The 13,134-nt window shown below is 63.8% G+C and carries 11 protein-coding genes; 8 read left to right on the forward strand and 3 right to left on the reverse strand.

The window, feature by feature from the left end; translation table 11 throughout:
* Position 1: 1 nt before the first annotated feature.
* From lpxD to lpxB, 5 genes are read left to right on the forward strand one after another with little or no spacing between them, the layout of a single operon-like run.
* Positions 2 to 1,060: a UDP-3-O-(3-hydroxymyristoyl)glucosamine N-acyltransferase gene (gene lpxD, locus FJ428_RS15275; protein WP_140498688.1), complete on the forward strand. Its 1,059-nt coding sequence runs from the start codon at positions 2 to 4 to the stop codon at positions 1,058 to 1,060.
* Positions 1,053 to 1,517, forward strand: coding sequence for a 3-hydroxyacyl-ACP dehydratase FabZ (gene fabZ, locus FJ428_RS15280; protein WP_140498686.1), 465 nt, complete (start codon positions 1,053 to 1,055; stop codon positions 1,515 to 1,517). The genes lpxD and fabZ overlap by 8 nt, the downstream gene beginning before the upstream one ends.
* 13 nt (positions 1,518 to 1,530) lie before the next feature.
* Positions 1,531 to 2,364 carry an acyl-ACP--UDP-N-acetylglucosamine O-acyltransferase gene (gene lpxA, locus FJ428_RS15285; protein ID WP_140498684.1) on the forward strand — a complete coding sequence of 278 codons (834 nt, stop codon included), beginning with the start codon at positions 1,531 to 1,533 and terminating at the stop codon, positions 2,362 to 2,364.
* The gene (locus FJ428_RS15290; RefSeq protein ID WP_140515356.1) at positions 2,336 to 3,250 is read left to right on the forward strand and encodes an LpxI family protein; all 915 of its coding nucleotides are present in this window, start codon (positions 2,336 to 2,338) and stop codon (positions 3,248 to 3,250) included. Before lpxA ends, FJ428_RS15290 begins: the two co-directional genes overlap by 29 nt.
* On the forward strand, positions 3,243 to 4,421 hold the full coding sequence (gene lpxB / locus FJ428_RS15295) for a lipid-A-disaccharide synthase (RefSeq protein ID WP_140515357.1): 1,179 nt from the start codon (positions 3,243 to 3,245) through the stop codon (positions 4,419 to 4,421). The genes FJ428_RS15290 and lpxB overlap by 8 nt, the downstream gene beginning before the upstream one ends.
* A 70-nt stretch (positions 4,422 to 4,491) precedes the next feature.
* On the opposite strand, the gene gltA is transcribed toward lpxB, so the two are convergent.
* Entirely contained in the window at positions 4,492 to 5,820 is a 1,329-nt protein-coding gene (gene gltA / locus FJ428_RS15300) for a citrate synthase (protein WP_140498678.1), read from the reverse strand.
* Positions 5,821 to 6,002: 182 nt separating this feature from the next.
* On the reverse strand, positions 6,003 to 7,427 hold the full coding sequence (gltX, locus tag FJ428_RS15305; RefSeq protein ID WP_140515358.1) for a glutamate--tRNA ligase: 1,425 nt from the start codon (positions 7,425 to 7,427) through the stop codon (positions 6,003 to 6,005).
* A 103-nt stretch (positions 7,428 to 7,530) separates the two neighbouring features.
* Between gltX and FJ428_RS15310 the strand changes: the two genes are divergently transcribed.
* Entirely contained in the window at positions 7,531 to 9,981 is a 2,451-nt protein-coding gene (locus tag FJ428_RS15310; protein ID WP_140879649.1) for a ComEC/Rec2 family competence protein, read from the forward strand.
* Here the strand turns inward: FJ428_RS15310 and lexA are convergent.
* Complete coding sequence (gene lexA, locus FJ428_RS15315; RefSeq protein ID WP_140498674.1) at positions 9,975 to 10,718, reverse strand: transcriptional repressor LexA; 744 nt, start codon at positions 10,716 to 10,718, stop codon at positions 9,975 to 9,977. The two genes, FJ428_RS15310 and lexA, sit on opposite strands and share 7 nt — an antisense overlap.
* A gap of 452 nt (positions 10,719 to 11,170) precedes the next feature.
* Here lexA and FJ428_RS15320 point away from each other — a divergent pair, with 452 nt between their 5' ends.
* Positions 11,171 to 11,848, forward strand: a complete 678-nt coding sequence (locus tag FJ428_RS15320; protein ID WP_181167302.1) for a TetR/AcrR family transcriptional regulator C-terminal domain-containing protein — start codon at positions 11,171 to 11,173, stop codon at positions 11,846 to 11,848.
* A complete protein-coding gene (gene kynU, locus FJ428_RS15325; protein ID WP_140564529.1) occupies positions 11,845 to 13,092 on the forward strand; it encodes a kynureninase in 1,248 nt (415 codons plus the stop codon). Before FJ428_RS15320 ends, kynU begins: the two co-directional genes overlap by 4 nt.
* Positions 13,093 to 13,134 lie beyond the last annotated feature (42 nt).

The following is a 13,134-nucleotide window of genomic DNA, read 5'->3' on the forward strand; positions in this document are numbered from 1 at the left end:
AATGACCGATCCGGTGTTCTTCGCGCCATCACGCCGGTATACGGCGGGCGAAGTCGCGAATCTGACCGGCTCGGTGCTTGTCGATTCCGGCCAGTCCGGCGTTTTCATCGACGCGCTGGCGCCTGCCAACGAAGGCGGCGAGAATGCACTCGTTTTCGTCGATGGCAAACGCAATTCCGTGCTGATGCCGTCGCTGCGGGCGGCCGCGGTGCTGTGTCCGGCGGAGTTCGCCGGCAAGGCGCCTGCCGCCATCGCCGTCCTTGTACATCCCCGTCCGCAACAGGCATTCGCGCTGGTCGGACGACTGCTGTTTCCGACGGCCGCGACACCTGGTCCGATGACCGGTGAAACCGGTATCTCGCCGCATGCCCATATCGATCCGAGCGCACATGTCGAGGAAGGTGCCGTCGTCGAAGCCGGCGCGGTGATCGGTCCTGCGGTGTCCATAGGCGCCGGCACCGTCATCGCGCCTCACGCCGTTGTCGGCCGTTCCTGCCAGATCGGGCGTGACGGCTATATCGGCCCGGGCGCCAGCGTCCAGTATGCCTTGATCGGCAACCGCGTCATCATCCATGGCGGCGCCCGGATCGGCCAGGACGGCTTTGGCTTCGTTGCCGGCGCCAAGGGGCCGGAACGTGTTCCGCAGATCGGCCGCGTCATCATCCAGGACGACGTCGAGATCGGTTCCAATTCCACCGTCGACCGCGGCGCCATGTCCGACACGATCATCGGCCAAGGCACCAAGATCGACAATCTCGTGCAGATCGCCCATAACGTCCGCATCGGCCGCAATTGCATCGTGGCCGGACTTTCGGGTATCTCCGGTTCCGTCGTCGTGGGCGACAATGTCACCATGGGCGGCGGCGTCGGGCTCGCGGATCACCTGACTATAGGATCGGGAGCGAAGCTTGCCGCGAGAAGCGGATTCATGAGCAATGTGCCCGCGGGCGAGATCTGGGGCGGCTATCCGGCACAGCCGATGGCGGAAGCCATGCGCGAGATAGCCATGCTGCGCAAGCTCGCCAGGACCCGCAAACAGGGCGAGGGGAGCAATGGCTGACATCACCGGGACGACGCTGGAAGCAGTCGACATATTGGGGCTGATGAAGCTCCTGCCGCATCGCTATCCGTTCCTGATGATCGACCGCATCGTCGACATCGATGGCGACGAATCCGCCACCGGCATCAAGAACGTGACCATAAACGAGCCGCATTTTCAGGGTCACTTCCCCGAGCAGCCGGTCATGCCGGGCGTGCTCATCGTCGAGGCGATGGCACAGACTGCCGGGGCCATCTGCATCCGCAGTCTTCGCACTGAAAAGCCGTCGCTGGTCTATTTCCTGACCATCGACAACGCCAAGTTCCGCAAACCGGTCGTTCCCGGCGATCAGTTGAAGATCCATGTCAAGAAAATCAAGAAACGCGGCAACCTGCTCAAATTCGCCTGTGAAGCCCTGGTCGACGGCAACAAGGCCGCCGAGGCTGAGATCTCAGCCATGATGGTCACCGGCGACTGACAATCGAATGCTTATGAAAATCAAGACATCCATCCATCCTTCCTCCGTCGTGGAGGAAGGCGCTCAAATCGGCCAAGGCGTCCGCATAGGACCGCTCTGCTATGTCGGCGCGGATGCCGTGATCGGCGACGGCGTCGAACTGGTCAGCCATGTCTCGGTGATAGGCGCAACGACGATCGGCGCGTCGACCAAGGTCTATCCGATGGCGATACTGGGCGGGCCGCCGCAGAACACCAAGCACAAGGGCGGCCGCACCACGCTCGTCATCGGCGAGAACTGCACGATCCGCGAAGGCGTCACCATGCATGTTGGCACCGATACCAGCCGCGGCGAAACGACGGTCGGCGACAATGGCAATTTTCTCGCCTACGCCCACATCGCCCATGACTGCGTCGTCGGCAAGAACGCCACCTTCGCCAACGGCGCGACGCTGGGCGGACACTGCGAAATCGGCGACAACGTCTATATCGGCGGTCTCAGCGCCGTTCATCAATTCGTGCGGGTAGGCGACAACGCTTTTCTTGGCGGGTGCTCGGCTTTTGTGGGTGATGTCATTCCCTATGCCATGGCGGCGGGAAATCGGGCCAGCCTGCGCGGCCTCAACATCATCGGGCTCAAGCGCTCCGGTCTGCCAAGATCCGAGATCTATCTGCTGCGCAGGGTCTATAAGACAATATTCGACCGCTCGCGCACCGTTGGCGAGAACATCGAATTCGCCAAGGCGGAATTCGCCACGTCACCGACCGCCATGAAGATCATCGATTTCATCTCCAGTCGCGGCAAGCGGCACTATGCTGTGCCATCGCTCAAGGGGAGCGATGGCGATGACGGCGATGACGAAGACTGAGGCGGCGGCAGCGGATTTCGTTCTCTCGCCGGGGGCCAGGGTCGGCATCGTCGCCGGCGGTGGCAGCCTGCCGGTGGAAGTCGCGCAAGGCCTGGCCGCGCATGGCTACCCGCCCTTCATCCTCTTGATGGAAGGCGAGGCCGACCGCCGGCAGGAGTTGCTCCGATACGAACACGACAGTCTCGCCCTTGAGCAGATCGGTTCACTGGTGGCGACGCTGAAGCGCCACGGCATCACTCATGTGGTCCTTGCCGGCGAAATCAGACGCAGGCCCCGGCTGGCCGACATCCGTCCGAGCCTTGGCTTGCTGGCGATCGTACCATCGGTGATCATGGCGCTGGCGCGCGGCGATGATGGACTTTTGAAGGTGGTGACACGCGGCCTGGAGAAGCGGGGCATCAAAGTGGTCGGCGCGCATGAGGTCGTTCCCGAACTGGCCGCCGGCGAAGGCACACTGACCGCGGCGAAACCAAAGCAATCGGACTGGCGCGACATCGAGGCGGCCAGGCTGGCCGCCAAGGCCATCGGCGCGCTTGATATCGGGCAGGCGGCGATTGCGATCGGAGGCCGGGCCATCGCGCTGGAAGGCATCGAAGGCACGAGCGGCCTGCTCGAAAGAGCGCGCGCGCTGCGCGGCCATGGCAGGCTTGCCGGAAAGACCCGCGGAGTGCTGGTCAAATGCGCCAAACCCGGCCAGGAGTTGCGGGCCGACCTGCCGTCGATAGGGCCGCAGACGGTGGAAGCAGCCCATGCGGCGGGGCTTGCCGGCATTGCCGTCGAAGCGGGGCGCTCGCTGATCCTGGAAGGGCCGGCAACGCTGTCGCGGGCGAACGCGCTCGGTCTGTTCATCGTCGGCCTGCCAGCGGCGGAGCCGGCGCATGGCTGACAAGGCGCTGAAGATCGCAATCGTGGCCGGCGAGGAATCCGGCGACCTGCTTGGCGCCGACATCGTGCGCTCGATCAAGCAGTCGACGGGGCGCGAGGTGCAGATCGTCGGTCTCGGCGGCCGCCATCTGCAGGCGCTCGGGCTGGTTTCGCCGTTCGACGCCGGAGAGATCGCCCTCATGGGCTTCAGCGCCATCTTGCGTGACCTGCCGCGGCTGATGCGGCGGATCGGCCAGCTGGCCAGCACGGTCGCGGATGCGAAGCCCGACTGCCTCATCACCATCGACAGCCCCGACTTTTCGCTGCGCGTGGCCAGGAAAGTGCGCGCGGCCAACCCGTCCATCCCGATTATCCACTATGTCTGTCCCAGCGTCTGGGCATGGCGGCCGGGCAGGGCGGTGGCGATGAAGCCCTATGTCGACCACATCCTCTGCATCCTGCCCTTCGAGGTGAAGGAGCTAGGCAGGCTCGGCGGACCGCCAGGGACCTATGTCGGACATCGCCTCACCCATGACGCGGGCGTGCTCTCGGCAGCCAGGACGCAGGCCCAACCGCGGGATCTTTCGCCGGATCGCCTGAAGACGCTGCTCGTCCTGCCCGGCTCGCGACGCAGCGAAGTGCGGCGGCTGCTCGAGCCGTTTGGGGAGACCGTGTCGATGCTGCGGGCACGCGGGCATCGCCTGCGGCTGATGTTGCCGACCGTGCCGCATGTCGCCGATGTCGTGCGCTCGGCGGTCGCTCGCTGGGACGAGAAGCCCGAGATCATCCTCGACCCTGAGCGAAAGTGGCAGGCCTTCGGCAAGGCTGACGCGGCGCTGATCGCGTCCGGCACGGTTTCGCTTGAACTGGCGCTGTCTGACGTGCCGATGATCTCCTGCTACAGGCTGGACCCGGTTGCGCGCATCGTGGCGCCATATCTCGTTTCGGTCTGGTCGGCGCTGCTGCCCAATTTGATATCGGATCGGGCGCTGATCCCGGAATTCTACAACGAGTATGTCAAGCCGAACAATCTGGCCCGCCAGCTCGAAGCGCTGTTCGCCGACACAGGCATGCGCAGATGGCAGAAGGACGGGTTCGCCGAGATCGCCCGGCGCATGACAACCGCCAAGTCGTCAGGCGACATCGCCGCGCAGGTGGTGATGGGGTATATCAAGAGAGTGAGTAGTGAGTAGTGAGTAGTGAGTAGGATTACCGCTCTTTCCCTACTGACTACTGACTACTCACTTATTCACTTCTTCCTTTTTACCGCTTCGCGATCGGCACATAGTCTCGCTCCGGCGCGCCGGTGTAGAGCTGGCGGGGGCGGCCGATCTTCTGGCGCGGATCCTCGATCATCTCCTTCCACTGCGCGATCCAGCCGACGGTGCGGGCGACGGCGAACAGCACGGTGAACATGGTGGTGGGGAAGCCCAGCGCCTTCAGCGTGATGCCGGAATAGAAGTCGACATTGGGGTAGAGCTTCTTCTCGATGAAATAGGGATCGGTGAGTGCGATCTTCTCCAGTTCCATGGCGATGTCGAGCAGCGGATCGTCCTTGATGCCGAGTTCGCCCAGCACCTCATGCGCGGTCTTCTGCATGATCTTGGCGCGCGGATCGTAGTTCTTGTAGACGCGGTGGCCAAAGCCCATCAGCCGGAACGGATCGTCCTTGTCCTTGGCGCGGGCGATGAATTCCGGAATGTGATCGACATGGCCGATCTCGCCCAGCATGTTCAGCGCCGCTTCGTTGGCGCCGCCATGCGCCGGGCCCCACAGGCAGGCGATGCCGGCGGCGATGCAGGCGAACGGATTGGCGCCAGACGAGCCGGCGAGCCGAACGGTAGAGGTCGAAGCGTTCTGCTCGTGGTCGGCGTGCAGGATGAAGATGCGCTCCATGGCGCGCGCCAGGACCGGGTTGATCTTGTATTCCTCGCACGGCACGGCAAAGCACATGTGCAGGAAGTTGGCGGCGAAATTCAGTTCGTTCTTCGGGTAAATGAAGGGCTGGCCGATATGGTATTTGTAGGCCATGGCCGCGATCGTCGGCATCTTGGCGATCAGCCGCATCGACGCCACCATGCGCTGGTAAGGATCCGAGATGTCGGTGGAGTCGTGATAGAAGGCCGACAGCGCGCCGACCACGCCGCACATCACCGCCATCGGATGCGCGTCGCGGCGGAAGCCGGTGAAGAAGCGCGACATCTGCTCATGCACCATGGTGTGGCGCGTCACGCGGTAGTCGAAATCGTCCTTCTGCGCCTTGGTCGGCAGCTCGCCGTAGAGCAGGAGATAGCAGACTTCGAGGAAGTCGCCATGTTCGGCCAACTGATCGATCGGATATCCGCGATGCAGGAGAATGCCGGCGTCGCCATCGATGAACGTGATCTCGGACTCGCAGCTTGCCGTCGAAGTGAAGCCGGGATCGTAGGTAAAGGCGCCGGTGGTGCTGTACAGCGTGGCGATGTCGATGACGTCAGGCCCGACCGAACCACTTCGCACCTTGAATTCGTGCGTCTTGCCGGCGAATTCCAGCTTTGCCGTGGCTTCCTGGGTCTTGCCGCCCAGTTCCCGTCTTGTCGCAGCTTCGGTCATTGCAAACTCCTTCTTGTTTCCTCATGCCGGCAAAGGCAAATTCTGCAAAGCGACACGTCGAAGTCACCGAATGCGCGTATTCGCGACCGCATTTTAGGAAGTGCGTGCCAGATTGGGCCAAGGCTCAATGTTGCACTGCGAAACGCGCCTTTCAATGCCAATCTTCTTGGGCCAGATTGCTCCTAATCGATTTGATCCGCGATGCGCGCCAGGCTCTCCTCGCGACCAAGCACGGCGAGAACGTCAAACACGCCGGGCGAGGTGCTCTTGCCGGTCAAGGCGGCGCGCAAGGGCTGGGCGACGGCGCCGAGCTTGTGGCCGCCGGCCGTCGCATAGTCCCGGATCGCGGCTTCAGTCGAGGCCGCCGTCCAGTCGCCTGAAACCGCCTCGAGGGCGTCGTGAGCGCCACGCAGGACCTTGCGCGCATCGTCATTGAGCAGCAGGGCTGCCTTCTCGTCGATCGGCAGTGGCCGCGCGGCAAACAGGAAGGCGGCGCCATCGACAAGCTCGACCAGCGTCTTGGCGCGCTCCTTCAGCCCCGGCAACGCTGCCAGCAACTGTGCCCTGTTCCGGTCGTCGAGGCGTGCGGCCATTGCCGGGCCGCCCTCGAGATAGGGCAAGGTGGCGATGAAGATGTCGAACAGCTCGGCATCGCCCATGCGGCGCATGTGGACGCCGTTCAGCGCCTCCAGCTTGGCGAAATCGAAGCGGGCGGCGCCCTTGTTCACATCGCCGATATCGAACCAGGCGATCATGTCCTGGATCGACATGATCTCGTCGTCGCCGTGGCTCCAGCCGAGCCGAGCCAGGTAGTTGAGCAGCGCTTCGGGCAGGTAGCCCATGGCGCGGTAGGCCTCCACGCCCAGCGCGCCGTGCCGCTTCGACAGCTTGGCGCCGTCGGCGCCGTGGATCAGCGGTATGTGCGACATTGAAGGCACATCCCAGCCCATGGCGTTGTAGATCACGGTCTGGCGGGCGGCATTGGTCAGGTGGTCGTCGCCACGGATGATGTGGGTGACGCCCATGTCGTGGTCGTCAACGACGACGGCATGCATGTAGGTCGGATTGCCGTCCGAGCGCAGGATGATGAAGTCGTCCAGATCCTTGTTGGGAAAGCGCACGTCGCCCTGGACACGGTCATGCACCACCGTCTCGCCTTTGGTCGGCGCCTTGATGCGGATCGCGCCCTTGACGCCAGGAGGCGCCTGCGAAGGGTCGCGGTCACGCCAGCTTCCGTCATAGCGCGGCGGCAAGCCCTTGGCCCGCGCCGCGTCGCGCATTGCCTCAAGCTCGGCAGGGGTCTCGTAGCTGTAGTAAGCCTTGCCCATGCGCACCAGCTCCTCGGCCACCTCGCGATGGCGCGGCGCGCGCTCGAACTGCGAGACGGCGTCGCCGTCCCAGGTGAGGCCGAGCCAAGTCAGTCCTTCGAGAATGGCTGCTGTCGCCGCATCGGTGGAGCGCTCGCGGTCGGTGTCCTCGATGCGCAGCAGCATCGTACCGCCGGTGTGCTTGGCGTAGAGCCAGTTGAAGAGCGCCGTACGCGCGCCGCCGATGTGCAGGTAGCCGGTGGGCGAGGGGGCAAAACGGGTGACAACCTTGTCGGACATACAACTCTCGGGAAACGTCTGGAGCGGGGTGCGGATCACACGCACTTTCGCGCGTCGCGCGTTCATGTAGCATAGGGTGTCGAGGGCGCAAGGGGCAGACCCGATGGCTGGAGCGGGCCGGGGCGCGGAGGAAGGCGAGGACGTCGTTGCCGGCGTCAGGGAACGCTCCCTTTTTGCCATGCCCGCGCCCGCCTCATTGCCGCTGGCGTTGCCGCCCCTACAGCAGCCGGGCAAGTCGCCGCCGGCGGATGTTTCCACGCCGCCCGGCATTCCCGCAGCCGGCGCGGCTGTGCGTCTGCGCCGTGAGTTCGGCCGTGCTTCATGGCCTCGTCTGCGCAACGGCGTGGCCAGAGCGTCCGAGCTCGAACTCGATCGGGGCATAGCCTTCCTGCTCGTGCCGGTGTTCCTGGCGTGCGGATCGATTGCGTATTTTTCGCTGGCGGCGGAGCCGGGCTTTGCCAAGCCTGTCGCGGTCGCGATCCTGATGTCGCTGTGCGCGCTCGTTTCACGCTCATGGCCGAAAACGCATCTGTGCTTCATGGCGGCGCTGTTGTGCGCGCTCGGCATGCTCGCCGGCAAAGTCGAGACGTGGCGAGCGGGAACGCGGATGCTGGGCTCGGAAATCTCCACGCAAATCACCGGCCGCGTCGTTTCGGTCGACCAGATGGAGACCGGGCGCATCCGGCTGACCATCGATGTGACATCGACCGCGCGGCCGAAACTACGCTACGCGCCCGAGCGCGTTCGCCTTTCGGCGCGCAAGGTGCCGGCTGAAGTGACGGCCGGCTCCCTCGTGACCGGCTATGCCAGGCTGTTGCCGCCGACCGGGCCGGTGCGGCCGGACAGCTACGACTTTTCCTTCGACAGCTACTTCGCCGGCATAGGCGCCAGCGGCTTCTTTCTCGGCAACCCCAAAATCGTCTCAGCCGATGACAGGCCGTTGTGGGCCGCCCTCTCAGCCGCCATCGAGAGTGCTCGCGAAAGCATTGCCGACCATATCAGGGGCAGCATCGGCGGCGCCGAGGGCGAGATCGCCGCGGCGCTGATCGTGGGTGTTCGCGCCGGGATTCCCGACGAGATCAATGAAGCGATGCGACGCACCGGCATCTACCACATCATCTCAATTTCCGGGCTGCACATGGCGCTGGTCGCCGGCACCGTCATGGGTCTGCTGCGTGGCGGCTTCGCGCTGTTTCCGAACTTTTCCTCCCGTCGGCCGGTCAAGAAATACGCGGCCGCGGCGGCACTTTTCTCGATCGCCGCCTACCTCGTCATTTCGGGCGTCGTTGTCGCCGCCGAACGCAGCTTCATCATGCTGGCGGTGATGCTGATCGCCGTTCTGTTCGATCGGGCGGCACTCACCATGCGCAATCTGGCTATTTCGGCGATCGCCGTCATCGTGGTGTCGCCGCACGAGGTGGTAGGGCCGAGCTTCCAGATGTCGTTCGCCGCCACCGCGGCCCTGGTCGGCGCCTATGCCGGCTGGTCGGATCGCAAAGCCGACAAAGCGCGGACCCCGCCGCCGCAACGGACCTTGCCTGGCCTGCTGACGCGAAAATTGCTGCTGGCGACAGGTGGGCTGGCGATGACCTCGATTATCGCGGGAAGCGCCACGGCGCTTTTCGCCATCTGGCATTTCCAGCGCGTGTCGCCGCTCAGCCTGTTCGCCAATCTTGCCGTCATGCCGATCGTTTCTGTCGTGATGTTCCTTGCGGTTGCCAGCGCGCTGCTGATGCCGTTCGGGTTCGATGGACCATCCCTTTATCTGATGGGCAAGGGACTGGCCGCGATGATCGCCATATCAGGATGGATCTCGCAACGCTCGCCGGTCGACGCGGTCGGGTTGATTTCGCAGCAATCCGTCCTTCTGGTGGCGATCGCCCTGGTCATCGCGACGATGGCCACGACATGGCTGCGGCTGGCGGCACTTCCCTTCGCGCTCGCCGGCCTGTTGACCGTCTCGGACACGCGCACGCCGGACGTGCTGATTTCGGAGGATGCCCGCCTGGTGGCGTTGCCGATCGGCGGCGGCGAGCTCGCGATCAACCGGGCGCGCCCGAACGAATTCACCGTCGATAATTGGAAACGCGCGCTGAAGTCCGAAACCATCGCTGCGCCGGAACTGTTCGACAGCGGAGACCGACAGTTCGACATCTTCGATCCCGCGCAACTTCCGGCGGGAGCGCCTTTCTATTGCTTCACGGGCCTGTGCATGGCCCGGCATACCTCGGGGGCGATCATCGCGCAGGTGGAGGATCGCAAGGACGCCTGGAGGGCCTGCTCCTATGCGGATCTGATCGTCATCAACGACCCCGCGGGCTACGATCCCTGCCACAATCCGCTGGTTCTCGTCATCACCAAGCGGCAGCTCGCTCGTAAGGGAAGTGCCGCCGTCTTCTTCGACCAGCAATCGGCGACGGCACCGGCACGGGTCAGCTTTGCCGTCGACAGGCCATATCGGCCTTGGCACGAACAGCGGAAATTCTCACGCGAGGCAAGGGGACTGCCGCCTTACCGTAAACCCGAAAAGCCCACCGCCGACCCCGCTCAGTAGCGCCTGATCAGGCCGACCAGCTTGCCTTGCACCTTGACCCTGTCCGGTCCGAAAATACGTGTTTCATAGGCCGGATTGGCAGCCTCGAGCGCAATCGAAGCACCCTTTCGGCGGAAGCGCTTCAGCGTTGCTTCCTCCTCGTCCACCAGGGCCACGATGATCTCGCCGGGACTTGCGGTGTCGGCATTGCGGATGATGACCGTGTCGCCGTCGAAAATGCCGGCCTCGATCATCGAATCGCCCTTGACCTCCAGCGCATAGTGTTCGCCGCCCATGATCATGTCAGGCGGCACTGAAATGGAATGCGTCTGATGCTGGATGGCGTCGATCGGCACACCCGCTGCGATGCGACCCATGACCGGGATCGACACCGCTGAAACCGCATCGTCGTCATTGCCGGCAGCGGGCAGACGCGAAGACGTCGCCGGCTTGATCTGCCGGCTAGGGCTGCTGCCCTGTCCGAGGCTGCCCTGGATGACGCTCGGGGAGAACTTCTTTGCCGCGTTAAGACCCGGCGCGATCGAGTCCGGCAGGCGCAGCACCTCCAGCGCGCGCGCCCGGTTGGGCAGGCGGCGAATGAAGCCGCGCTCCTCCAACGCCGTGATCAGCCGATGAATTCCCGACTTGGAGGCGAGGTCCAGCGCTTCCTTCATCTCGTCGAAGGACGGCGGAATGCCGCTTTCCTTCAGCCGTTCATGGATGAACATCAAGAGTTCATGTTGCTTGCGCGTGAGCATGGCGGCCCCCAAAGGCATTGCACGAAGGGTCTGGAACCAGAATCAGAAAACAAACCCAGAACAAACACTATCTGTTCCAGTTGTGTTCCGCAACCATTTAAAGTTTAATGAATTTGTTAAGGCGACGGAAACGAAATGCCCTCCCGCAGCCAGCATCCTGCCAGCGCGGTCCGTCGTCAATGCGCTCCCGGGCCCTTTGAAACTATTTTGGTTAATGGCCTGTGGCCCGACCGGTCTCCACTCTTGGCACAAGCCTGCAAGCTGGGTGACCGGCAGGTGCGGGGTGCGTTTGGGCGGATTAGAAACCCCTGCGGCTCGTGAACGAAACGAAACCAAAATGCCAACTTCCGCCGGAAAACGGCCAGACACCACCACTGGTCGCGACGGGCTGCGTTCGTTCGTTCGCTTGACGAAACCGTATAATAATGTACGGTTTTCGAAGAGGAACACCAATGACCACGCCGAAGCAGGCCGCGCGACGCGAACGGATAGAGGAGGCCGCCTATGCGGTGCTCCGGGAAGCCGGCTACAAGAGCGCCTCCCTGCTTGCTATCGCCAAGCGGGCATCGGCCTCGAACGAAACCCTCTACAACTGGTACGGCAACAAGCAGACCCTGTTTCGATCCTTGATCGAAGCCAATGCGGGAGAGGCAAGGAAGCTGCTGGAGGACGCCCTTCACCAGGCGCGCGATCCGCTCGAAACCCTGAACTTGCTCGGGCCAGTCCTGCTGACCCTCGTGACGGGCGACAAGGCGGTGGCGCTCAATCGCGCCGCGGCCGGCGACGTCAACGATACAGGCACGCTTGGCCAATCGATCGCGCAATTCGGCCGCAATACCATAATGCCGCTTGTTGGCGACCTGCTTCGAACCGCAAGTCGGGCCGGCCCGATCGCCTGTGACGATCCTGCCGAAGCCGCCGACATCTACATCAGTCTTTTGATCGGCGATCTCCAGGTTCGCCGGATCGTTGGGGTGCTCGAGGAACTGCCTCGGGCGGAAATCGAGCAAAGATCGAACCGGGCGTTCACCCTGTTCTTGCGCCTCTATGCGGCCAGCCCTTGCCCGGGCGGCAAAACAGCCGGCCCGTTTCCAGGGCGCTCTTCTCACCGAGGAACATCGCGACCATGAGCAAAATTCCCGATCTCGCAGCGATCGAGGCAATGGACACCGCGGATCCGCTGCGTGCCATGCGTGACCGCTTCACCTTGCCCCAGGGGGTGATCTATCTCGACGGCAATTCGCTGGGCGCCGCTTCGCCAGCCGTGTTCGGCGAGCTGCAGAAGGCCGCCACGCAGGAGTGGGCGCAGGATCTCATCCGCGCCTGGAACACCGCCGGCTGGTTCGACATGCCGGTCGAACTCGGCGACCAACTCGGGCGCCTGATCGGGGCCGCCGCCGGCCAGACGGTGGTCTGCGATACCACCTCGATCAACATCTACAAGGTGCTGCATGCGGCACTCGGGATGCGGCCGGACAGGTCAGTCATCATCGCCGAGGGGGACAGCTTTCCGACCGATCTCTATATGGCCGAAGGCGTTGCCTCGACGCGGCCGGGCACGGTGCTGCGGCTCGAGGGTGTCGATGCGCCGACCATAGAAGAACTGATCGACGAGCGGGTCGCGGTCATCCTGGTCAACCACGTCAACTACAAATCCGGGCAGTTACGCGACATGGCCGCGCTGACGCGGACGGCACATGATGCCGGCGCGCTGATTGTCTGGGATCTCTGCCATACCGCCGGCGCCTTGCCCGTCGAGCTCGACCGTTCGAATGCCGATTTCGCCGTTGGCTGCACCTACAAATATCTCAATGGCGGCCCGGGTGCCCCGGCCTTCATCTACGCGGCCGAGCGCCACCATGGCGATGTCCGCCAGCCGCTCAGCGGCTGGTGGGGCCATGCGCGGCCATTCGCCTTCGAACAGGGTTTTGCTGCCGGCACAGGCATCCGCCGGTTTCTCTGCGGCACGCAGCCTGTGCTGTCGATGCGCGCGCTCAAAGGGGCGCTCGATGTCTGGAACGACGTCGACATGGCAGAGGTGCGCAGGAAGAGCATGGCGTTGACCGATCTGTTCATCCAACTGGTCGAGGCAAAATGCGGCGCCTACGGCCTCGAACTCGAAAGCCCGCGCGATGGCAATGAGCGCGGCAGCCAGGTTTCGTTCCTCCACCCGCATGGCTATCAGGTGATGCGGGCCTTGATCGAGCGCGGCGTGATCGGCGATTTCCGCGCGCCATCCACGATTCGCTTCGGCTTTACGCCGCTTTATGTCGGCTATGTCGATGTCTGGCAGGCTGTCGAGGTGCTGGAAGACATTTTGCGCACGGACGCGTGGCAGGAGGCGCGTTTCGCCGTCAAGGCGGCGGTGACTTAAGAGCCTGTCGCTCAGAAAAGCGCAGTGGGTTCGGGATAACGA

Origin of the sequence: Mesorhizobium sp. B2-8-1, assembly GCF_006440955.1 — a bacterium.
In the GTDB taxonomy this organism is placed as follows: Bacteria; Pseudomonadota; Alphaproteobacteria; order Rhizobiales; family Rhizobiaceae; genus Mesorhizobium.